This is a genomic window from Salinisphaera sp. G21_0 (assembly GCF_017744115.1).
In the GTDB taxonomy this organism is placed as follows: domain Bacteria; phylum Pseudomonadota; class Gammaproteobacteria; order Pseudomonadales; family Endozoicomonadaceae; genus Endozoicomonas.
This window is the reverse complement of the sequence record NZ_JAGHQW010000004.1, coordinates 99,063-121,458: the sequence shown is the minus strand read 5'-3', so window position 1 is coordinate 121,458 and position 22,396 is coordinate 99,063. Positions and strand designations below refer to the sequence as shown.

Sequence of the window (22,396 nt, the reverse complement as noted above, 5' to 3'; positions counted from 1 at the left end):
GTGTCAAAACAGTACGGACGAACTTTTCGGGTCCTTGACCTGACAGGTCTACATACGGTCAGTGCTGTTCACACAGCCTGCTTGATATAAATTAAGGATATCACTGGCTTTTCTAGCTTGCGTTTAGCTTATGGAAACTGGTTGTCCCTATTAATTAACAGGAGTTTTTATGTTTCCTTCAGCTACAGCTACCCGCACAATCCAGACCATCATGCCTCATCCTGTTCAACAGCAGCTGCCGGCGCAATCAACAAACCAGTACACGGCTGAAAGTTTTGGCAATCAACCGTGGGCGGAGGTGCTGGCCAACCGGCTGAATCAATTGGGTGACAATCTGAAAAATGTTCCTGCAGATGTACTCGCACAAATGTGTCACAACTTCACCACTTACTTTAAACTGCATTCAATCCTGGTTGCAGAACCCAGCCAGTTGAATGCCATAAAAATCCTGCTGGCCGCTAACAACTGCGCGGATCCGGAATCAATTCATTTTTTTGCTGAGAAATTCCATGACATTCCAGACCCCAATCCCAGCGTAATTTTAAGAGACAAAGCGGCGGAAGATAATCAGCTGGTAATTACCCAACCCGTGGGATACCAGGGTCCACCAACGACATTCAACCATTACCGACAACCATTATTGGAACACTTTATTGTCTACGCATTCCCGGAGCCAGAATTTACTCCGCAACAGCAGACGCTTCTGAAAGATGCATTAACCCTGGCAGGCAGGCAGATTACCGGCAATTTGGGCTTCGGATGTCTGGATGAGCCAGTACCCTATGGCGACTTTAACCGGGAAACCGTCGCCCACCTCGCTGCCTGTCTGAGCTACCCGAGGCAGCCTGAATGTGCCGAAAAGCTGGCTCAGATATACATGGGGCTTCAGGAGGCGTTGTTCAATCCGAAGTCAAGTTTGTTCGTGCTGCTGGAAGACAACCAGAATTGGCTCCTGAAAGCACTTCTGACGGAGGACAGCGACAACCCGGCCACCCTGAGCAATGAAGCGGCCTTGAGGTTATCACTGGCAGTCAGTAAGGATCATCTGAATGCTGAGAGATTGACGGATGAAGTTGAGGATGAAATTGAGAGATTGACGGAAGAAATTGGTATTTGTTCAACAGATCTGGGCCGTTTTGCCGACGCAAATCTCGTGTTGAATTTCGCTGGGGCTGCCAACAAAACCCAACTTGCTAATGACGAAATCAGGGCAGCAGAGTTAGCAGTTATCCGCTTCGCTGATGAGCTTCTGGGTGTGAAAATCCCCTTGGAGTCACTGCATACATAATAGTTGTCGCTTCTCCCGAGTCTGGAAACCTGAACGAGGTCGGTCAGTGAGTAATTCATGGCCCACTCATTTTTCAAAAGAACCAGCAACGTTTTTTGGAGGAGTAGAACGAGCCTCAAAATTAAGATCGATCTCTCGATATTCTTCGCGATCCCTGGTCAACATAATCACGGCTCCATCAATAAGACTGGTGCAGGCATCATGTACATGAGCACTGTCATTCATCAAAGAGCTGGCCATAAATGAGTCAACCTGGTTGGAGCGAATGAGTTCATTCAGTTTTCTGTGCATCTGCTCATCCTGCTCGCTAAGCTCCTGCTTTAACTGTTCCGCATGCTGACGAATATGATCATAATTTCGTCGGACTCCCAATACATCAATAAGCTTCAGGACTGAGGCAAGACAAAGTCTGAGCTGGTTGTATTGGTGGCGTATCTGCTCATTATCCGAATGCAGGTAATGCCCCATATTTTTATAGATATGCTTGACATGTTTGATGGCCTGGACAAAATCTCGACAGGCAACTTTTAGCGCAAATAACTCCTGCACCTGCGCTCTCGGAAGATTTCCTTCTATGGCTCCTGAGTAATGAATAATGTCCGCATAGATACCTTTGATATGCCGGATATACAGCTCTTTTATGGTCCAGGGCTGATCATCACGCATCCAGCTATTCACCAGATCCGTCAGACTGTCCGATTCCCTCAGCTTGTCTCCGGTAAGATATATCCCATAACAGATCAGTTCGAGTGTATTTCTGTATAAATGGTCACACTCCCGGGTCAGGGCTCTTAGCGCCGTATCCGGATAATTCAGTGTTGCCGGGGTTAAGTAGCGCGCCCGGTGAATGGCAGGATTATCCTCAGTGGCAAGATTCAGATGAGACTGCCTGTCAGGATCGACAAAAAGCGACTCCAGCCAACGGATAAGCAGCTGGAAAAAAGGAAGTTGAACGACTATTCCCATGACATTAAAGAGACTGTGGAACATCGCAAGCTTCAGAGTGTAGTCGTCTGCCCCGATCGGAAAAAATCCGGCAGTAAAATCCACAAGCACCTTTAACTGGGGCAACAAAAGGATAACCAGAACAGCGGTGGCCACATTAAACGTAATATGTGCCACAGCCAATCGTTTCCCTGCTGCATTTGCCCCCATCGCTCCCAGCACTGCTGTTATGGTGGTACCGATATTTGAACCGATAGCCAGTGCTAACGCATTATCGTAAGTCAGCTGACCCGCTGCCAGGGCAGAAAAGGTGAGCACCAGTACCGCATTGGTTGACTGCATGATGATGGTGGCCAGAACACCAAAGAGTGTGAATACCAGAATGCCCTGCATTCCTTCCATGGAGAAGCTGCTGAAATCAATCACAGTCTGGAATGCTTCAAAACCCTCTTTCATGTAATGAATACCAAGAAAGAGAAAGCCAATACCCAGCAAGATGCAGCCGAAGCCACTGAATGCTTTCTCCCGTTGACTCCTCAAAATCAAACCGAAAACGAGTAATGGCATTGCATAGGAAATCAGCTTTAACTTCATACCATACAAGGCAACTAACCATGCACCGACAGTACTGCCCAGATTTGCGCCAAAAATGATGCCAACGCCCGCAGTCAGCCCAATCAGGCCGGCACTGAGAAATGAAATAACAATAACGGAAACCAGCGAACTGGACTGCAGGACAGCGGTTGTGGTGATACCGAAGGCCAGACTTTTCCAGAGACTGTCAGTGGTTTTCTGAAGGAACGCCTCAAGCATCCCCCCCGTAAAGACCTTAAACCCCTTTTCCAGATAAACCATGCCCAGCAGAAAAATAACCACACCTGCCGTGATCACCTGAAGCTCTGAGCTAACCCAAAAGCCGTAAGTCAACAGCAGCAGTGCTGTTGGAAGAACAACGCGTCCGAGCATATTTAGTCACTTATCCAGGATAACCAGTAAGACCCATTCCCAATGCAGAAAATATGGGGCTATAGCGTCTGTTATCGACGGGTAAACAGGATCCCTCCAATGTATCTGATCTTCAATTAATCACCATCGGGAAAAAGGTTCAGCCCTGGCTGAAAAACGACGGAGCGAAAGAAAGGGTTTGGTCAAATATTGCAACATGGATGACAACAAAAAGCCTCATTGAGCCAAGGCTACGGCCCTGACTTACTCGATACAATCCAGCAAAGTATTTGAATAAAACATGTGCCTTATAACTTGATAAATAGAGGGCAGTAACCGACTGCTAACAGGAGTAACCAGTAAAATGAAGAGCAGTATTTTATAAGGGTCAAACTCACCATTTTCTTGCCAATCAAACAAAATACATTACTTTTATTCATATTGAACGAGTAATAAGCAGAACCACTCTGTGAATTACCCTATACCTGCGTAACTGACAGGTAACCGTTCCAGTCTTAGGTTATAGATATTTGTCGACTTTCTTAATGTCCGTGTTGATGCATTATTTACCGCCTCATACGGTCAAAGGCTCCAGTAGATTGAGGGTATACAATGAAATTACTGGATGAGTTACATCATCGGCTAGGTAGTAAATCCCGGATTCGCTCACTATTCAAAGATGTCAGTGTTCAGGAGCTGGAAAAGATTCTGGACCGCCTGAAAGGGGTACATAAGGAAAAATTGCAATCCAGGGTTAAAGAGGATGCAAAACGACAGAAAAAAATGAAAGACATTGTCGCTATACACAAAGAAATGGCGGAACTTGGTATTACGCTCTCAGATCTGGACAACATTAACGACCCGGGAAAAACGGGAAAACGTCGACGAACTGTCACAAAGCATACCTTTCAATATGAAAATCCAGCCGGACAAACTGTGTACTGGGAGGGCTCAACCACTGGAAGACTACCAAAAGACTTTCAGGAGTACCTGGAAAAAACTCAGAAAAAGCGGGCAGAGTGCATTATTAAGTAGATCCAGGAATTTGTGAAAATCCGCTTCTCATTTGTTGGTCAGTTATATCTGTTGCATGTGGATGACCATTGAGCGAATCCAGAGTGTCAGGTCATCCATATCTTCAAGGGACAGTAGTAAAAGAGCCATATCAAGAGGGTCCAACTCGCCTTCATGTTGAAAGACTTCACCTTTGCAGGCTGAAATCATATTCCGCAGCTCATCCACAGCCATTTTTACTTCCTGATTGACCTCCAGCAAAGCCAGGGATTGTCGCCTTTTAAATCCCGCGATACCCAAACGATCCTGTTTTGCAATACCCGACTTCAAGCTATATACAACGCTGGCAAAGTGCTGGTTCAGCTGTTCAACAGAACGTTGCAAATCTTCGGTAAGCCTGGGAGGTCGATAAGTTAATCGCTCAGCCAGTCGGCAGATCAGGTGTGCAAGGTTATTCTGAGTCTGTAAGAGGGAGAGCACCAGCCCCTTGGGCTGCGCGGTCAATGTTGGCTGGTTGAGCCTGGCCAGAATTTCCTGCTCCAGTTTTTCCACAGCTGGCAGAAAATCAACAAGCCATTTCGCCCGCTCATGCCACTGGTCATCGGCAGTTAACCGGCTCTGCAACTGCCTGTTCAATAACACCAGGGCATCCAGGATCACCTGTCGATGCTGGCTTAACGGCTTATAGGCAGAGCCGGAAAAAATACTGGTAAAGGTCGTAAGATCCATAACGATCTTATCGACTCAGAATATCACCGGATTAGGGCAGATTACGCACCAGCAGTGAGTGGGCATTTGGCAAAACACCGTCAGGCTTTGGTATTTTTACCAGGTGGCCCGATCCGGGAGCTACATCAATACGCTCACCACGACGATTTTCCAAATGCTCCAGATTGAACACATAGTTGCCTTTGGGGGTCATCAGCTCCAGGGTATCTCCCAACTCAAAGCGGTTTTTCACATCCACCGTTAGCTGCTGATCGTCAAAATCAACAATTTCACCGACAAACTGCTGCTTGCTTTCCCGGGAGTTACCAGTTTCATAATTCTGATACTCGTCGTGCACATGGCGACGATAAAAGCCTTCGGTATATCCTCTGTTGGCCAGATTCTCCAGAGTGTCCATCATGCCCATATCAAAAGGATTACCCGCTGCGGCATCATCAATGGCTTGACGGTATACCTGGGCGGTTCTGGCAACATAATAAAAAGATTTGGTCCGCCCTTCGATCTTGAGGGAGTGAATGCCCATCTCCGTTAAGCGACGAACATGCTGGACAGCCCTGAGGTCCCTGGAGTTCATGATATAAGTGCCATGCTCATCTTCAAAAGCAGGCATATATTGGTCCGGACGCCCCTTTTCCTGCAGCAGGAAAATAGAGTCAGATGTTTCGCCAGTCCCCAGGGTTGGAGTAACCATCGCAGGGCTACTACTGACCGGAATCACATCACCGCTCTCAGTCTCTTTTGCCTCATGGGCCTGATACTGCCAGCGACAGGCATTGGTGCAGGTTCCCTGGTTCGGGTCCCTTTTGTTGATATAACCGGAGAGCAGACAGCGGCCCGAGTATGCAATACAGAGTGAACCATGAACAAAGACCTCAATCTCGGTATCAGGGCACTCTTCCCGGATCTCCTGAATCTCCTCCAGGGATAACTCACGGGACAGAATAATCCGCTCAACCCCCTGCCTGGCCCAGAATTTTACCGTGGCAAAGTTCACCGCGTTCGCCTGAACTGAGAGGTGGACTGGCATATCCGGCCAGGTTTCACGCACCATCATAATCAAACCCGGATCGGACATGATCAGTGCATCAGGCCCCATGGCAATAACCGGCTCCATATCCCGGAGATAGGTTTTCACCTTACTGTTATGGGCCGCGATATTGCTGGCCATATACAGCTTTTTGCCCAGGGAGTGAGCCTCATCAATGCCTTTTTTCAGATTGTCCAGTTTAAAGTCGTTATTGCGGACTCTCAGACTATAGCGGGGCTGGCCAGCATAAACAGCATCTGCACCATAGGCAAAAGCAAAGTGCATATTCTTCAGTGTTCCCGCTGGCGAAAGGAGTTCCGGTTTCATCATGACCTACAGCTGATGTTCTTGAATGGCGCGCATTATAACAGTGCAACCACAATGCAACAGTAGTGAGAGCACACAGTTCCTAAGTGCAAAGCAGGGGATGGCAGGTTTTGATCCTGAGAGGAATATTAACAGAGGGGGGGATAGCGCAACAGAAGTGAGTGGCGGTCCGTATCAGTTTGCCTGATACGAACCAGAGCAAAGCAAACAAGATTTACTTGATCTTGTATTCCTTGTACTCAACGTGCTTGCGAACAACCGGGTCATACTTCTTGAACACCAGCTTGTCAGGCGTATTACGCTTGTTCTTGGTGGTGGTGTAGTAGTGACCAGTGCCTGCGCTGGAAACCAGCTTGATTTTCTCACGAATACCTTTAGCCATGATTTATGCTCCTGCTAAGTTAGCTGTCTCGACTTAAAAAGATTGACCGCTGGCGCGCAGATCAGCCAGAACGGCATCAATGCCTTTCTTGTCGATAATACGCATGCCTTTTGCAGAAACACGCAGGCGCACAAAGCGCTTTTCACTTTCAACCCAGAAGCGCTTGTGGTGCAGGTTAGGCACGAAGCGACGACGGGTTTTGTTCTGAGCGTGGGAAACATTATTCCCGGTAACCGGGCGCTTGCCGGTAACCTGACAAACCTTGGACATGTGGATGGCCTCTCAAACCGTCTCTTAAACCAAAATCACCAGCCATGAGGCCGGAAAACTTAACTGAATTCCAGTGTCTGCTTCGGGCAGATCTGCCCATGGTTACAGAGTCAAGAGACCTTCAAGACTCATCAGCAGCTACCCTCATACAAAGATCGGGCTTTATACCAGAATTGGATGCCGCTTGCAAATTCCATCAGGGCTACGGATTATGCTTAGCCCCCGCAAAATCAGCAATCCCAAGGCATTTTAGCTATTTCTCGACTATCTTGACGAGAGGCTTGACGAGCAGCTTGACAGAAAAGCTCAACAAGAAGGCTGTCAGCAAAGCCAGGCTGACATTGTTAACGCAACCAGACACTGTTTAATCGGCTCATTGCCAATAGAGCAAACGCAATTTTATACAGCGGTATTGATCGATGTCACCCAAAAGTTGTCACTGCGGAAAACCACTGACAGGACGTCGTGGTGATCAATTTATTCTGGCCCATAAGCATTGACAGTTATGGCATAACCCGGCAAATCCAGTGGGACAGTTTGTCGTACTCAATTCCAGTGACAGAGGAATATCATGGACCGCTTTACCGATTTTCGAGCCATCATCGTTAATCAGGTTCAATCGCTTCTGGCAAAGCGCATGTCAACCAAAGAATATGAGCAAATACAGGCGCTTGCTGATGCCTACTACCAGGGAGTTGCCAGCAAAGACCTGACCCGGATCAATACCGATGACTGCTATGGCGCACTCCTCTGCCTGTGGCAGTTTCTACAGGCCCGGCAGCCGGAACAAATCAAGATCCGCGTCTACAACCCGGAACCGGAAACCCACCACTGGCACTCCACACACAGCATTGTTGAAATTATCACGGATGATATGCCCTTTCTGGTGTCTTCTGTGTTGATGGAGCTTGATCGTCAGAAAATAAAAGTTTACAGCCTGAATCACCCCACTCTTCGGTTAGCGAGGGACAGTACAGGTCAGCTGCAAGCCATCAGCACGCCACAGGCAGAAATAACCGAGGCCGTTATTCGGGTTGAAATAGACCGCCAACCGGAACAACTGGATTTAGAAAAAGTCGCTGCCGGTATTCGGGCTATCGTTGCGGATGTTCATAAAGTGGTTTCTGACTGGGAGGCCATGCAAACCAGGCTGGATGACGCCATTCAATGGTGTCAAAGCCACCCTGTGCCATTACCGGATGCTGAACAGAAAGAAGCGCTTGCTTTTATGAAGTGGCTGAAAAAAGACAATTTTCTGTTCATCGGCTTCCGCTATTACGAGATCATCCATGGGTCCAACACACTAAGACTGCGCGCCAACAGCAAAACCGGTCTGGGGACGTTTCGGGAGGCCTCCCATCAGCATCCGGTAGAGCAAGAACTGTCCCCCTATATTGCCTCACAAATTCAGGCACCTGAGTTACTGGTTATCACCAAATCCATCAGCCGCTCAACGGTTCATCGACCCGCACACCTGGACTATATCGGGATAAAACAATTTAACGATGACGGTGTAGTCACCGGAGAATGGCGTTTTTTCGGACTGTTTTCCTCAACCGCCTACAACGTTCCGCTGGATAATATTCCGCTGATACGAAAGAAAGTGGCCAGGCTTTTAAAAAGTAACAGCTGCCCGATAAACAGCCACCGGGGTAATGCCCTGCGCCACATTATTCATAACTACCCAAGGGACGAGCTCCTGCAGACAAGTTTTGAACAACTTAAGGCCGTCATCAACGGGATTCTTGACTGCCATGAATTGCGGCAGTTGAAAGTATTCCTTCGTCCCGATCCCTATGACCGCTTTATTACGGTGCTTATTTACGTATCCAGAGATAATTTCAACACAGAACTTCGCTTACAGATGCAACAGATCCTGCTCAGTGAGCTGAGTGGCAACAGTATTGATTTCAATGTTCAGCTATCGGAAAACCCAATGGCGCAGTTGCAATTTACCGTGCATTGTCGTCATGCCAGCCAGCAGGATATCGATGTTGAACGGCTGGAAGCCATGATTCATGAAGCGATGCTGAACTGGACAGATCACCTGCAACAGGCGTTAAAAGAGGCATTTGGTGAGGCTTCGGGTAACCGGCTGGCACAATGTTATCTGCAGGCATTTCCCGCCGCGTACCGGGAGGATGTTACCCCCCGCCAGGCAGTAGCAGACATTCAACGTCTGGAATCGATAAAAGACAGTCATCAGATAAGAACCAGTCTCTACCGTCCGGTTACCGACCATTATCGGTGGCACTTTCGGGTGCTGGGTAAAGGCCCACTCCTGGCACTCTCAGATGTACTTCCCATTCTTGAGAAGATGGGTGTCAGGGTAAGCAGCGCAAGACCTTACGCCATCAACCCCTGCCGTCAGGAAAATGCCTGGGTGCTTGATTTCAGTATTGAGCCTGACGGCCATGATAACGCTCTGACAGTCAATATAAACGCACCGGAAGTTGACCCATCAAGCCACTCCAACCTTGAAGATACCCATCTGCGGGAGCAGTTCCATGAGGTGTTTATTCGCACCTGGAAGGGAGAAATGGAGAATGACGGGTTCAACGGGCTGGTGGTTTCAGCCGGTTTGAACTGGGAGCAGGTTGTGCTCATCCGGGCTCTGTCCAAATACCTGATGCAACTGCCAGTGCCCTTCAGCCAGAGCTATATGCAGAAAGTGCTGAACAGTAACCCATCGGTGGTGCGTGAAATCGTAGACCTGTTCAGCATCCGTTTTTATCCGGATTTCCGTGGTGATCGCCATGACATGGCCAATGCCTGCTCTGACAGGATTTACCAATTGCTGGACAGTGTCGCCAACCTTGATGAAGACCGGATCCTGCGTCACTTTCTCAGCGTCATCGAGGCCATGTTGAGAACCAGCGCCTATCAGAAACAGGGGGAGCCAAAAGGTTATCTGTCGTTCAAACTGCAACCGGAAAAGATTCCAACCTCACCTCAGCCAAGACCCATGTTTGAAATATTTGTCTACTCGCCTCGCTTTGAAGGCATCCATATGCGCTGCGGGAAGATTGCCAGGGGAGGATTACGGTGGTCAGACCGGATGGAGGATTTCCGCACCGAGATTCTGGGGCTGGTCAAAGCCCAGATGATCAAAAATGCCATTATTGTTCCCCACGGGGCCAAAGGGGGCTTTGTCACCAAAAATCTCCCGGCCAACGGCTCCAGGGAAGAAATACAGGCGGAAGGGATTGCATGCTATCGAGCATTTATCTCCGGACTTCTGGATCTGACCGATAACCTGCAGGGCGGACACATCATCCCTCCTGAAAACGTCATTCGCTACGATGATGACGACCCTTATCTTGTGGTGGCAGCGGATAAAGGCACCGCCAGCTTTTCCGATATTGCCAACGATGTATCAGAATCCTACGGGTTCTGGCTGCGGGATGCTTTTGCCTCTGGTGGCAGCCAGGGCTATGACCATAAAAAAATGGGGATCACTGCCCGGGGTGCCTGGGAGTCGGTAAAAAGGATCTTCAAAGAGCGTGAAATCGATACCCAGACCCGGGATTTTACGGTCATCGGTATTGGTGATATGTCCGGTGATGTATTTGGCAATGGCATGCTACTTTCCAGCCATATTCGTCTGATCGCCGCCTTTAACCACCAGCATATCTTTATTGATCCTGATCCGGATATTTCAGTCAGCTTCAATGAGCGTCAGCGCCTGTTCAATTTACCCCGGTCATCCTGGGACGATTACGACCGCAGCAAACTATCAGAAGGTGGCGGTGTATTCAGTCGCCAGCTGAAAAGCATTCTTTTGAGCAAGCAGGCCAGAACCGCACTGGCAACGGATAAAACCATCCTCTCACCCGCGGAACTTATTCAAACGATTCTGAAAGCGCCAGCGGATCTATTGTGGAATGGCGGCATTGGTACTTACATAAAAGCCAGCAGTGAAAACAATGCCGATGCCGGGGACCGGTCCAATGATAATGTCAGGATCAGCGCCAGCGAACTGAATACCAGCGCGGTAGGGGAGGGCGGAAATCTGGGCCTGACTCAGCTGGCAAGAATTGAGTTCTCCAGCAGAGGAGGCCTGATCAATACCGACGCTATAGACAACTCAGGGGGGGTCGACAGCTCAGACCATGAAGTAAACATCAAGATTCTGCTCAATCAGATGGTTGATGATGGTGATATAACCATAAAACAGCGTAATAGTTTACTGGCCAGTATGACGGATGAGATTGCCAGACTGGTTCTCAGGCATAACTTTTTACAGAGCCTGAGGCTAAGCCTGAGCCTGCAACAGAATATCCTGTTATTTAATGACCATCGCTTCCTGATCAGAAGGCTCGAACAGAAAGGGCGTCTTAACCGGGCTCAGGACGGCCTGCCATCGGATACAGAAATTAAAGCCAGGGTGAAAGCCGGTGAAGGGCTTACCCGGCCGGAAATAGCCATTCTTTTGTCTCACACCAAGCTGGAGCTGTTTGAATCCCTGGTCTCAGCCAATGTGGCTGACGATCCGACACTGGCAACAAAACTGCTGGACTATTTTCCATCACAGCTTCGTAACCAGTTCCCTGATCAGATCAGACATCACCCATTAAAAACTGAAATACTGGCGACCCATCTCAGCAACGAGGTTGGCAACCGGATGGGAGCGACGTTTATCGAGTATATCCATCAGGAAACCCGACAGTCGGAGCTTAATTGTGTCCGGGCATTTATGGCGATAAAAGAGATCTTTTCCATTCCAGCCATCTGGGATCAGTTTGAAAGCCTGGGTTTTGATGTCAAAGATGATATCCAGAGAATAGAACTGTTTCGGGTACAGCAGCATATCGAAAAAGCCTGCATCTGGTTGCTGAAGAATCATGGCAGCCCTATGGATATAGAGTCGCTTATCAGTAACTATAAACCGGGTGTCTGTGCCGTCAGTGGACAACTGGCGGAACTGCTGGGAGAGGAAGATTGCGCCTGGCTGGGTGGCAGGGTTACCCGGCTACAGGAAGCACAGCTGCCGCAAACGCTGGCGGAAACCTGTGCGGGCCTTCGGTATCTGTATTACGTACTGTTTATGGTCAGTGTGGCTAATGAATATCAATTTACCGTTACTGATGTGGCCTCTGTCTTTTTTGCCCTTGAGGATTACCTGTGCCTGCCGTGGTTAAGAGAACGTATTCGTCAACTGCCGGTTAACGACCTCTGGCAACGCAAGGCACAATCATCTCTGAAAGATCAGCTGGATCGAACCCTCAACGATAATTGTATCCATGTTCTGACCCATTCACAGGGAAAGCCGGAAGAGCGCCTTAAACGGTGGCTGGAAAAAAATACTGAGCTGATTGATCGCTGGAAAGCGACAATCCGGGAAATACAATCCGCCAGAGAGCAAAACCTTGCCATGCTGTCAGTAGCGGTACAGGAACTGTCGCTTATTGCCTCAAGCTAAGGAGACTGCCCTGCTGCTGCGGCAGCAAATTGGTCAATAGAGAGATAAAGAAATGAAAAATACAGGCGCAAAAAAAACGGTCATCAGGGGAAGATGACCGTTTCATGACGTCTCTATTGTTACAGCAACATCGACAAAGTACACAACTAAGGGTTTCTCGTGATCCGGGTGACCCAGCATCCCATGGAAGTAATCAACCAAGCCCACCGCTACAGGTTCTTTAACGGTCAACAATGGTCATTCTTTAGACTCGGTTGGATAAAAATTCGGCAAAAAAAAACCAGCATCCGGGGGAAGGATGCTGGCTATATAGCTTCGGCTACAGGGGAGCAGCCTACCACTCAAGTTACTGTCAACACAAAACACACAGTGAGCAACAAGAAACCAGAATCAAACTACTGACTTTTTCTCATCCTCATATACTCAGACAAGCAAAATTCCAAAAAGTTCCCTGAAAAATAAAAAAAATTAAAAAAAAGCCAGCATCCTGAAAAAGGACACTGGCTTTACACGATAGATGCGGGGAAACATATACCGCTTCAACATTAACAACACTTAACACACAAGGAGCAACTCATTTGAGACTCACTATATGAGACAAGCAATATGGTAATAAAGTTCCATCGTTTACAAAAAACTTACAAATGGTGACTACGCTGTTATAACACATAAAGCAGCTAGTGCATGGTTTCAATGAGTTTGATGTGTACAATCTCCGCTCAGGACGAACGGAGTTTGGAGGTCAATGAAGGAACCCATCAAATACATTGAAACCGTGTACTAATGGGCTTCATCCCAGTTATCCCCAATACCGGCTTCAACCAATAGTGGAACACTGAGCTGGGCGGCACTGGACATCTGCACTTTTATCCCTTCAACAACGGCCTCAACACTCTCATTGGCAACTTCAAGCACCAGTTCATCGTGGACCTGCATAATGACACGGGCATCAAGCCCTGACGCTTTCAGCCACTCATCAACCCTGATCATCGCCTTCTTGATAATATCTGCGGCAGTGCCCTGCATAGGTGCATTGATCGCTGTTCGTTCAGCACCCTGACGGCGCATACCATTTCTGGCATTGATTTCCGGCAGATACAGACGACGACCCAATATTGTCTCCACATACCCCTTTTCCCGTGCGAAGTTTTTGGTTGTTTCCATGTACCTTAAAACACCCGGATAACGTGCAAAGTAAAGGTCGATATATTCCTGTGCTGATTTCCTGGATACCCCCAGCTGTTTAGCGAGTCCGAACGAAGACATGCCGTAGATCAAACCAAAGTTAATGGCTTTGGCACTTCGTCGCTGGTCACCCGTTACATCATCAAGTGCTACGCCAAATACTTCAGCCGCCGTTGCCTTATGGATATCCAGCCCATGGGCAAAAGCATCCAGCAGACCTTTATCACCAGAGAGGTGTGCCATGATTCTCAGCTCAATCTGGGAGTAATCTGCCGCCACCAGCTGGTAACCTTCCGGTGCAATAAACGCCTGTCGCACCCGACGGCCTTCCGGTGTTCGAATGGGAATATTCTGCAGGTTAGGATCTGAAGAGGATAGTCGTCCAGTGGCGGTTACTGCCTGATGATAAGAGGTATGGATACGACCCGTCGCCCCATTAATCATCTGCGGAAGTTTCTCGGTATAAGTGGACTTGAGCTTGCTTAAGCTACGATGCTCAAGAATCAGCTTGGGCAGTTCATAGTCCAGGGCAAGCTCCTGCAAGACCTCTTCAGCAGTTGATGGCTGCCCCTTGGGCGTTTTCTTGATAACCGGCAGTTGCAGCTTATCAAACAGAAGCTCCTGCAACTGTTTGGGTGATGATAAGTTAAATGCCTGTCCTGCCACATCGTGGGCCGCTTGCTCCAGTTCCTTGAGACGCTGGCCAATCTCCAGGCTCTGTTGTTTAAGCAGGACACCATCCACCAGGGCACCATGCCGCTCAATACGTGAAAGAATATCCACCAGTGGCATTTCTACTTCCCGGAACACCGCCGTCAACGAAGGCTCAGCCTGCAACTGCTCCCAGATGGCAAGATGGAGACGTAACGTAATATCCGCATCTTCTGCCGCATAGGGGCCCGCTTTCTCAAGCTCAATCTGATTAAACGTCAGTTGTTTAGCACCTTTGCCGGCAATATCCTCATATTTGATGGTTTTATGATTCAGGTAATGCTCAGCCAGGGCATCCATATTGTGACGGGTGGCGATGGAGTTCAAACAGTAGGACTCAAGCATGGTATCAAAAGCGGCCCCCATGATTTGAATGTCATATCGGGCCAGCACGCTCTGGTCGTACTTAAAGTTCTGACCTACTTTCTGTTTTGCCGGGTCTTCCAGCAAAGGTTTGAGTTTTTCCAATACCCAGTTTCTCTCCAGCTGGGCAGGTGCTCCCAGATAATCATGGGCAACGGGCACATAAGCGGCCTTGCCGGGCTCAATGGCAAATGAAACACCCACCAGTTCAGCCACCATGTAATCCAGGCTGGTGGTTTCGGTATCGAACGCAAACAGCTCTGCAGATTCCAGCTGTGCTATCCAGTCAAGAAACTCGGTCTCTTCAGTAACTACAGAATACTCACCGGTAGCGCCTGATGCTTTTTCGTTAGCTTCATTGCTATCAGTAAAAGCGCCCTCTTTCTCCAACTCGGCAATCAACGTCCTGAATTCGTACTCTTTAAACAGCGCTAACAGTTGCTCTTTATCAAGGGGCTGCATTTCCAGACTTTCAATGGAAACCGGCAGTTCTACATCGGTCTTGATGGTGGCCAGCTGCCGGGATAACAACACAATGTCCTTGTGCTCGGTGAACTTCTCAGCGAAGTTTTTGCTCCCCCGAAAACCAAGCGCAGCCACTTCATCCAGCCGCCCGGCAATCTCATCGATACTGCCGATGCCATTGAGCAGAGCCAATGCTGTTTTCTGACCAACACCCGGCATACCCGGGATGTTATCGCTGCTATCGCCCATCAATGCCAGATAGTCAATAATCAGGTTGGCAGGAATACCAAACTTACTTTCAACACCCTGTTGATCGGTATACGCATCATTCATGGTATCAATCAGCGACACATGCTCAGTCACCAGCTGGGCAATATCCTTATCACCCGTGGAAATGATGGTGTTGATCTTTTTCTCGGTTGCCTGTCTGGCCAGCGTACCAATCACATCATCCGCCTCAACACCTTCAATCATTAACAGAGGCAGGCCAAGCGCACGAACAATGTGATGTATGGGTTCTATTTGTGAACGCAAGTCGTCCGGCATTGGTTTCCGGGTGGCTTTGTACTCGCTGTACAGGTCATGGCGAAAGTTTTTTCCCCTGGCGTCAAAAATGACCGCAACATGGCTATCCTGATATTGACGCATCAGACTGCGCAACATGTTTGTCATGACCCGGATAGCGCCCGTTGGTCGACCATCAGCCGTGCGCAGATTGGCCCGCTCAGAAGCATGAAAGGCACGATAAAGGTAAGATGAGCCGTCGACGAGTATGAGTGGCGGCGTACTGGCTTGTTCTGACATGGATTACGGACTCACTTACGATTCTGGGTAACTGGGTATAGAATGCTTCTAGGAGGCTGACCGAGAATAGCGCCCGTAGCGAGGATGGCAGAAAATTGAGGATAAAAATTCCGTTTTGTGAGGTGAATAGCGGGGCTATTTGCCGAACAAAACGGAATTTTTAGACCAATTTTCTGCCACCGCAGTAGGGCAGTCTATTCTCGGTCAGCCTCCTAGCAGTTTAATGGTTTCCACCGCAATTATCATGAGGCTCCTGATGAAACCCTTGATAAAAAGAGCGCAGTTGGGTCTGGTTTTCTTACCCTTGTTTCTTTGTGGCTGTGCGACACAAAGTCCGGAAGGTTCAAAGCCGGAGCAGCCAACAGCCCATAGGGGCCAGAGAGCGGTTGTTTTTACTGATGAAGCCATTAAAAAGATTCCCAGACACCTGCGCCCTGAAGCGCTGGAGAACAGGGACGACACATCGGTAGTGATTCGAGCCGGTGATTCCAGAACTTATAAAGAGTACCGGGTCGGTGGCCAGCTTTATGCGATTCAGGTGATTCCCAAGGTAGGTAAGCCCTACTACCTGATTGCCTCAGATAATGAAGGCAACCCCATTGATCCAACAAAACGTATCCTGTTAGTGCCTTCATGGACCATTTTTGAGTGGCACTGAGTACCGACAGAACCATAGATATAACCATCCAGGAACAGGGACTTCATGTCTGTTTATACCCATTTGACACAACAGGATATCGAGCAACTTCTGATTCGTTATGACCTGGGTAACTTAACGTCCTTCCAGGGCATTGAAAGTGGCGTTGAGAATACCAACTACTTTCTGGATATTGATAACAAGGGCAGTCACCAGCGCTATGTATTAACCCTCTTTGAGTATCTGCCCGCCGACACACTGCCATTTTTTATCCAGTATACGGATGAGCTTAAAGCGTTCGGCCTGCCTGTGCCCAACCCGATTCGGGATATGAGTGGTGCTGCTCTCCAGTCGGTGAAAGGCAAACCTGCGCTGATTGTGCAATGCTTTGCCGGGCAGCACCCTGACGCCGAAAACCTCTCTCTGGACCAGTGCCAGCAGATTGGTGCGATGCTGGCAAAAATCCATAAGGCAGGACAAGGTTCCTCCCTTTATCAGGAGAACCAGCGGGGACTTGCCTGGCTTGATGCCCAGCAGAAAAGACTCATTCCATTACTTGGCCAGGATGATGCCCACTTTATGGCTGAGCAATGGCAAAACATCTCTGACGCTTTGCAAGCGTTTGACAATCTGCCAACCGGGCTGATTCATGGCGACCTGTTTCATAATAATGTACTGTTTGATCAGGGCAGAATCTCAGCCGTGATCGACTTTTATCAGGCCTGTAATGACTGGCTGATCTATGATCTGGCGGTTACTGTAAACGACTGGTGTCTTACTGATACGCTTGAGCTTGATAGCCAACGCTTAAAAGCACTGACGGAGTCTTATGCGCAGGTCCGGCCTTTTACTGAGAATGAGCAAAAAGCCTGGCCAATCATGTTGCGGCTGGCCGCTTTCAGATTCTGGATTTCCCGGCTGATTACTTTTGTACACCCGGAAACTCAGGCAGACAATGAGCAGGAGGAAAACCTCCTGCGTCATTTTCTTGATCCGAATAAATTCAGGGATATGCTGAGAAAACGAACAAAGCTTGCGTTGGCAGAATTAAGCTGATTGGTTGGTATCTGTTGAATCAGTATCCACTTTAAGTTCTTTTAGTTTGGGGGATAGATCATCAATAACCTTTTGCAAACTAAAATCAGGGGATAACTGTTTCAACTCCAGGGGTTTTGCTGTGATCGGACAGCTGTTATTTTCCTCAAGCCACCGGGTAATTGATGCCTGGTCAAAAGTGTGTCCATAAGGAGTGATAACAGCATGTTCTATTATTTTCAGAGTTCTCGGGTCAGTAATGGATTTAGCAATATCTTTCTTTATGCCTAGTTTTAAAGCATTAATATCGGCCATCAAGTCCATTTTTCTCTTTGTAAGGGATATGACTTCTTTACCACGTTGCTCTTCTATAATTTCCAGTATTTCCGACAATTTCTGTTTTTTGAGCTCCAGAAAACTCTCATCAGCCATCTTTTTCAACTTTTTATCTACTTTGTCCATACACTCTTCAACTTCTGATAATGCTCTTACAGGACTTTTTTGCAACAACATCACAAAATCTGAAGAATCTTTATGGTATGTTGGTAAAGTTCTATTTAAATAGTCAAATAAACCATCAGCTTTACCTTTAAAATAATCACTCCTGCTGAAACTTTTCAATATAAAGATCAGCTTTTCAGGAAACATCATATGTTCGCACACTTTTGTACATTCGGTTATCTCAATTTCATTCAATAATGAACAGCTGTCTTCTGGCATGGCAAGAAGTTTACGAAGTTTCTGATAACCAGTAGTATCCATTCGCATGGCAATATATTTAATCAGATCCTCATCTTTATGCAAATCAATGCCTTGCTGATCATAAACGGCTTCTGTGAAACTGTTTAAAAAGCTTATATAACATGTATCCCAATAATTCAGAATTGAGAATAGCGCCCAAATCATCTGAACATTCATATTATTATCAAATTCAAAATTCATTTTCAATTTGGAAGGAGGAAAATCCACGCCAATATTTCTCGATAATTTTTCAAAGAGAACAAAATTCAGTCCGGAATCTATAGAAAATTGTCCATCCAGCAACAGATCAAATGCCAAGTAAACAGGCAATTTTTCTTCAAGAAAACATTCATATTCTTCTAAGGAATTTAGCAATATGTCGCAGAAGCCTTCGTCATTCTTATCAAAATCACTTACCAGCTTTTCAACAATAGATACAATATTATCGCATTTATAGTGCTTGCACACTAATAAGATCAGCTCTGGTTTTAAGCTATCATTAAAATAATTGATACTAACTAAATGACTAATGTGTGAAACAATATTATCAAATGTGTTTTTTACAGCCTTTACCCGTTCATTTTCTTCTATGTGCAACAGTATATTTTGATTTTTCTTATATCTGTAAACACCCACATCATCTTCAATAATTGACTTGAGTTGTGCTTTGCAATCTTCAACAGAATTCAAACAGCCATCATCCAGCCATGCTTTTATTTCCTCAAGCTCCACCTTGAACTGGCTAGATGATATGGCAGGTTGTATGTGAGTTGTCGTTAAAAATTTCTTCTGTTCGGGCTCTGGGGAATTTGGTAATCCAGCTGAACTAATAAAGGCCCCATTCTCATGGCAAACAGTAATTTTCCGGTTTAGAGACATACCACTTTGTTCAGTTTCTTCATTTCTTTCTTTTTCAAAAGATTCCGGAAATTTAACTCTATTATTATGTATTGAATAATTGCTTGCTTCCATTTTTTCTCTCAATATTTGTATTAATTTTTAGCCAATCTCACGAAGTGTAATTTTTCACTGGTTGGCTTAATCGACTTGTTAATTGACCGTAAATTCAGGAAAAAGTTCCACTTGGTTTTTTAATTTACTTTTGTAGCTATGAAACCCTGTAAAAGCGTTATATTATAACGTCCACAAGTTTATATGATCTGACCATGTCTTGCCTTAATCCCTACAGAGACCATAACCATCAGCACTGTATCAAAGATGCTTTGAATAAAGCCCGTTTGCTTTGCCGGAGCCGCAATATTCGCCTGACGCCCCTCAGGGAAAGGGTGTTAGAGCTGGTCTGGCAGAGCCATTGCCCGGTCGGGGCCTATGAAATACTGGCCGAATTGACTCAGGGAGAGTCCAAACCCGCCCAACCCCCTACCGTCTACAGGGCATTGGATTTTCTTCGGGAGCAAGGGCTGGTCCATCGCTTGTCATCCATCAATGCCTACATTGGCTGCTGCCATCCGAGCACGCCACATAACAGCTGTTTTCTGATCTGTACCCAATGCCGGACCACCATTGAAATTGAACACCCGGCCATTGAACATTCCCTGGAAGACTGTGCCAGTGAACACGGCTTTATCATTGCGGATACCTCAATAGAGCTGGCTGGTTTATGCACCAACTGCAAAACGAAGTGAATAATCACATATTATGAATCAACCATTAATAGAGTTGAGCAATATCTGGATGAAGTTCCAGAACAGAGAGGTACTGACCGGGATCAATCTGCAGGTGAATCCCGGTGAAATCGTTACCCTGATAGGCCCGAACGGTGCAGGAAAAACCACCCTTGTACGTGTAGCCCTTGGATTGCAGGAACCCACATCCGGCCAACGCTCCGTCAGAAAGGGGCTGCGCATTGGCTACATGCCGCAAAAGCTTCATATTGATGACTCCATGCCACTGACGGTCAACCGTTTCCTGAGGCTGACCGGTTGTCGTTTAACCGCCGTTCACGACGCCCTTGGGCGAACCGGCGTCAGCCATGTGCTCCAGTCTCCCCTGCAATCCCTGTCGGGTGGTGAGCTGCAAAGGGTTCTGCTGGCCCGGGCACTGCTGCATAAACCACACCTTCTGGTGCTGGATGAACCTGTGCAGGGGGTTGATGTCACCGGACAGAAGGAGCTTTACCAGCTGATCACGGAGATTCGTAACGCGTCCAGAGACCGGGAGCACTGTGCCGTTCTGATGGTGTCCCACGACCTCCATCTGGTGATGGCATCCACCGACAAGGTCATTTGCATCAATCAACACGTCTGCTGCTCCGGCCACCCTCACCAGGTTAAGCAACACCCGGCGTATCTTCGCCTGTTTGGTGGAGAGTCGGACGAACTGGCGGTATATACTCACCATCACGACCACCATCATGGCGTTGACGGGCATATTCTTGAGCCACAAAGCCCTGTATCTGAAGGAAAACAATGATGCCGGATATTCTCTTATCTGCCTTGCTGGCAGGCTATGGCGTGGCTCTGCTGGCAGCACCACTGGGCTGCTTTGTGGTCTGGAGGCGTATGGCTTATTTCGGCGATACCCTCTCTCACTCTGCTCTACTGGGGGTGTCACTGGGGCTGATGCTGGATATCAATATCAACCTGGCCGTTATCGCCAGTTCACTGATGATTGCCGCCATCCTGGTCAGCTTCCAGGAAAAACAACGAATGGCTTCCGACACCCTTCTGGGAATCCTTGCCCACAGCTCTTTGTCCATTGGTCTGGTCACCGTCAGCTTTGCGGATAATGTTCGGGTAGATATGATGTCCTATCTGTTCGGTGACCTGCTGGCAACCGGTCCCTCTGATCTTTACTGGATTTACGGAGGAGGAGCCCTGGTTCTGGCAACACTGGCATGGCTCTGGAAACCGTTGTTATCCATGTCAGTTCATGCCGAGCTGGCCCAGGTGGAGGGCATTCCGGTCAGGAAGCTCAGAATGACGCTAACCCTGCTGATGGCCCTGGTGATCGCCGTAGCCATGAAGATAGTCGGTGTCCTGCTGATTACCTCCCTGATGATTATTCCGGCAGCGACCGCCCAGCGGCTGGCGCGCACACCAGAGCAGATGGTGATTGTTTCAGCACTGCTTGGCATCCTTGGTGTTTCCGGAGGCTTGGCGGCTTCATGGTATCTGGACACGCCTGCGGCCCCTTCAGTGGTTGTGGCCAGCTTTTTATTTTTTTTAATCACCCGGTTGATAAAAAGAAAGTAATAAATAAAACCTGAGTCCGCGAGTTCACAACACAGAAATCTGCTCGAAAAGCCTGCTGCTTAAGGCTTTTCGTGTAAATTCACGGCAAAGTCAGGAAAAACTGATGAATATATCCTCTACAGCTAACACTATGTCTCTCCCCGCACGAACAGCGAACAACAGTATGGAGAAAAACAGCAGCGGCTCATTTGCAGGCAGGGAAACAAGTCATGCAAAGACGGTCAAGGTTTATATAAAGGAACCGTATACTCTGACACGTCAGTCATTAATAAATCCGGAAATTTCCAACAAAATAACACTCCAAATCTTTCAAATTGGGGATAAAACTGATGTCTCAATTTGTGGTGAAGGCGCTGATGAATACTTAATGACACTTTTTCAAGATAAAGACGACAAGATTTCTTTTGTTGTCAAAGGTCAGGATGAAACAGAGTGTGAATATCAGCCTCCAGTCACTTGGGGAAAAAGATTTGTAAAGTGGATTTCACAAGGCGCTCGTTACTGTACGACTTCCGAAGACAGTGAGCATGCGGTCCCAACATGTCATCAGTTCGAACGTTTTTTACACTGTGGAGCAGAAAAATATAATACCAAAATCCCTATAAACTATTATCACAAAACGGTAGTAACTGATATAAAAATAGTTGAGCCATTTAGCTATCTAAATTTGTCGGATACTTTAACACACGAATGGATTCATTCCATGACCTACATAGGCTCCGGTTTCTGCATTGGTAAATTTGGCACAGGTTCCATTGCCATCCAGACTGTTGAAAACTCTCTATTGTTTTGGAGTAATAAGGACCGTGAAAGCCCCAGGTCAATTACATTACGCACTGGTAAATTGGCTTAAAGCTTTATGAGAATTCCGACCTGACCAAACTCTCAGCC

16 protein-coding genes are annotated in these 22,396 nt (G+C 47.5%); 9 read left to right on the top strand and 7 right to left on the bottom strand.

Annotation, left to right across the window (positions count from 1 at the left end; genetic code table 11):
* Positions 1 to 169 precede the first annotated feature (169 nt).
* Entirely contained in the window at positions 170 to 1,288 is a 1,119-nt protein-coding gene (locus J7439_RS03235) for a hypothetical protein (RefSeq protein ID WP_209200407.1), read from the top strand.
* Positions 1,289 to 1,354: 66 nt separating this feature from the next.
* On the opposite strand, the gene J7439_RS03230 is transcribed toward J7439_RS03235, so the two are convergent.
* Positions 1,355 to 3,199: a Na/Pi cotransporter family protein gene (locus J7439_RS03230; RefSeq protein ID WP_209200406.1), complete on the bottom strand. Its 1,845-nt coding sequence runs from the start codon at positions 3,197 to 3,199 to the stop codon at positions 1,355 to 1,357.
* A gap of 591 nt (positions 3,200 to 3,790) precedes the next feature.
* Here J7439_RS03230 and J7439_RS03225 point away from each other — a divergent pair.
* Positions 3,791 to 4,213, top strand: coding sequence for an H-NS family histone-like protein (locus J7439_RS03225; protein ID WP_209200405.1), 423 nt, complete (start codon positions 3,791 to 3,793; stop codon positions 4,211 to 4,213).
* Positions 4,214 to 4,255: 42 nt separating this feature from the next.
* On the opposite strand, the gene J7439_RS03220 is transcribed toward J7439_RS03225, so the two are convergent.
* From J7439_RS03220 to rpmB, 4 genes are all read right to left on the bottom strand, one after another.
* The gene (locus J7439_RS03220) at positions 4,256 to 4,921 is read right to left on the bottom strand and encodes a hypothetical protein (RefSeq protein ID WP_209200404.1); all 666 of its coding nucleotides are present in this window, start codon (positions 4,919 to 4,921) and stop codon (positions 4,256 to 4,258) included.
* 31 nt (positions 4,922 to 4,952) lie between these two features.
* Positions 4,953 to 6,278 (bottom strand): prephenate-dependent tRNA uridine(34) hydroxylase TrhP, encoded by a 1,326-nt coding sequence (gene trhP / locus J7439_RS03215; protein WP_209200402.1) that lies wholly within the window; start codon positions 6,276 to 6,278, stop codon positions 4,953 to 4,955.
* A 211-nt stretch (positions 6,279 to 6,489) separates the two neighbouring features.
* Positions 6,490 to 6,657 carry a 50S ribosomal protein L33 gene (gene rpmG, locus J7439_RS03210; protein WP_034834535.1) on the bottom strand — a complete coding sequence of 56 codons (168 nt, stop codon included), beginning with the start codon at positions 6,655 to 6,657 and terminating at the stop codon, positions 6,490 to 6,492.
* Positions 6,658 to 6,690: 33 nt separating this feature from the next.
* Complete coding sequence (gene rpmB, locus J7439_RS03205) at positions 6,691 to 6,927, bottom strand: 50S ribosomal protein L28 (protein WP_101745336.1); 237 nt, start codon at positions 6,925 to 6,927, stop codon at positions 6,691 to 6,693.
* Positions 6,928 to 7,498: 571 nt separating this feature from the next.
* On the opposite strand from rpmB, the gene J7439_RS03200 reads away from it, so the two are divergent.
* Positions 7,499 to 12,349 carry an NAD-glutamate dehydrogenase gene (locus tag J7439_RS03200; RefSeq protein WP_209200394.1) on the top strand — a complete coding sequence of 1,617 codons (4,851 nt, stop codon included), beginning with the start codon at positions 7,499 to 7,501 and terminating at the stop codon, positions 12,347 to 12,349.
* Between the two features lie 780 nt (positions 12,350 to 13,129).
* Here J7439_RS03200 and polA read toward each other — a convergent pair.
* The gene (gene polA, locus J7439_RS03195) at positions 13,130 to 15,877 is read right to left on the bottom strand and encodes a DNA polymerase I (RefSeq protein WP_209200387.1); all 2,748 of its coding nucleotides are present in this window, start codon (positions 15,875 to 15,877) and stop codon (positions 13,130 to 13,132) included.
* Positions 15,878 to 16,133: 256 nt separating this feature from the next.
* On the opposite strand from polA, the gene J7439_RS03190 reads away from it, so the two are divergent.
* Together J7439_RS03190 and J7439_RS03185 are read left to right on the top strand one after the other, a co-directional pair.
* The gene (locus J7439_RS03190; protein ID WP_209200380.1) at positions 16,134 to 16,535 is read left to right on the top strand and encodes a DUF2782 domain-containing protein; all 402 of its coding nucleotides are present in this window, start codon (positions 16,134 to 16,136) and stop codon (positions 16,533 to 16,535) included.
* A 45-nt stretch (positions 16,536 to 16,580) separates the two neighbouring features.
* The gene (locus J7439_RS03185; protein WP_209200372.1) at positions 16,581 to 17,570 is read left to right on the top strand and encodes a homoserine kinase; all 990 of its coding nucleotides are present in this window, start codon (positions 16,581 to 16,583) and stop codon (positions 17,568 to 17,570) included.
* On the opposite strand, the gene J7439_RS03180 is transcribed toward J7439_RS03185, so the two are convergent.
* On the bottom strand, positions 17,562 to 19,262 hold the full coding sequence (locus J7439_RS03180) for a U-box domain-containing protein (protein ID WP_209200371.1): 1,701 nt from the start codon (positions 19,260 to 19,262) through the stop codon (positions 17,562 to 17,564). The two genes, J7439_RS03185 and J7439_RS03180, sit on opposite strands and share 9 nt — an antisense overlap.
* A gap of 194 nt (positions 19,263 to 19,456) precedes the next feature.
* Between J7439_RS03180 and J7439_RS03175 the strand changes: the two genes are divergently transcribed.
* The 4 genes from J7439_RS03175 to J7439_RS03160 all read left to right on the top strand — a co-directional run bounded on the left by J7439_RS03175 (position 19,457) and on the right by J7439_RS03160 (position 22,358).
* Positions 19,457 to 19,936, top strand: a complete 480-nt coding sequence (locus J7439_RS03175; RefSeq protein WP_209200369.1) for a Fur family transcriptional regulator — start codon at positions 19,457 to 19,459, stop codon at positions 19,934 to 19,936.
* 13 nt (positions 19,937 to 19,949) lie between these two features.
* Positions 19,950 to 20,723 carry a zinc ABC transporter ATP-binding protein ZnuC gene (gene znuC / locus J7439_RS03170; RefSeq protein WP_209200367.1) on the top strand — a complete coding sequence of 258 codons (774 nt, stop codon included), beginning with the start codon at positions 19,950 to 19,952 and terminating at the stop codon, positions 20,721 to 20,723.
* On the top strand, positions 20,723 to 21,505 hold the full coding sequence (znuB, locus tag J7439_RS03165; protein WP_353622989.1) for a zinc ABC transporter permease subunit ZnuB: 783 nt from the start codon (positions 20,723 to 20,725) through the stop codon (positions 21,503 to 21,505). The genes znuC and znuB overlap by 1 nt, the downstream gene beginning before the upstream one ends.
* A gap of 103 nt (positions 21,506 to 21,608) precedes the next feature.
* On the top strand, positions 21,609 to 22,358 hold the full coding sequence (locus J7439_RS03160) for a hypothetical protein (protein ID WP_209200353.1): 750 nt from the start codon (positions 21,609 to 21,611) through the stop codon (positions 22,356 to 22,358).
* Positions 22,359 to 22,396: the final 38 nt, after the last annotated feature.

Bases quoted from the DNA above. Each gene is read 5' to 3' on its own strand.
- J7439_RS03235 (WP_209200407.1), top strand. From the start codon at position 170: ATGTTTCCTTCAGCTACAGCTACCCGCACAATCCAGACCATCATGCCT.
- J7439_RS03230 (WP_209200406.1), bottom strand. From the start codon at position 3,199: ATGCTCGGACGCGTTGTTCTTCCAACAGCACTGCTGCTGTTGACTTAC.
- J7439_RS03225 (WP_209200405.1), top strand. From the start codon at position 3,791: ATGAAATTACTGGATGAGTTACATCATCGGCTAGGTAGTAAATCCCGG.
- J7439_RS03220 (WP_209200404.1), bottom strand. From the start codon at position 4,921: ATGGATCTTACGACCTTTACCAGTATTTTTTCCGGCTCTGCCTATAAG.
- trhP (WP_209200402.1), bottom strand. From the start codon at position 6,278: ATGATGAAACCGGAACTCCTTTCGCCAGCGGGAACACTGAAGAATATG.
- rpmG (WP_034834535.1), bottom strand. From the start codon at position 6,657: ATGGCTAAAGGTATTCGTGAGAAAATCAAGCTGGTTTCCAGCGCAGGC.
- rpmB (WP_101745336.1), bottom strand. From the start codon at position 6,927: ATGTCCAAGGTTTGTCAGGTTACCGGCAAGCGCCCGGTTACCGGGAAT.
- J7439_RS03200 (WP_209200394.1), top strand. From the start codon at position 7,499: ATGGACCGCTTTACCGATTTTCGAGCCATCATCGTTAATCAGGTTCAA.
- polA (WP_209200387.1), bottom strand. From the start codon at position 15,877: ATGTCAGAACAAGCCAGTACGCCGCCACTCATACTCGTCGACGGCTCA.
- J7439_RS03190 (WP_209200380.1), top strand. From the start codon at position 16,134: ATGAAACCCTTGATAAAAAGAGCGCAGTTGGGTCTGGTTTTCTTACCC.
- J7439_RS03185 (WP_209200372.1), top strand. From the start codon at position 16,581: ATGTCTGTTTATACCCATTTGACACAACAGGATATCGAGCAACTTCTG.
- J7439_RS03180 (WP_209200371.1), bottom strand. From the start codon at position 19,262: ATGGAAGCAAGCAATTATTCAATACATAATAATAGAGTTAAATTTCCG.
- J7439_RS03175 (WP_209200369.1), top strand. From the start codon at position 19,457: ATGTCTTGCCTTAATCCCTACAGAGACCATAACCATCAGCACTGTATC.
- znuC (WP_209200367.1), top strand. From the start codon at position 19,950: ATGAATCAACCATTAATAGAGTTGAGCAATATCTGGATGAAGTTCCAG.
- znuB (WP_353622989.1), top strand. From the start codon at position 20,723: ATGCCGGATATTCTCTTATCTGCCTTGCTGGCAGGCTATGGCGTGGCT.
- J7439_RS03160 (WP_209200353.1), top strand. From the start codon at position 21,609: ATGAATATATCCTCTACAGCTAACACTATGTCTCTCCCCGCACGAACA.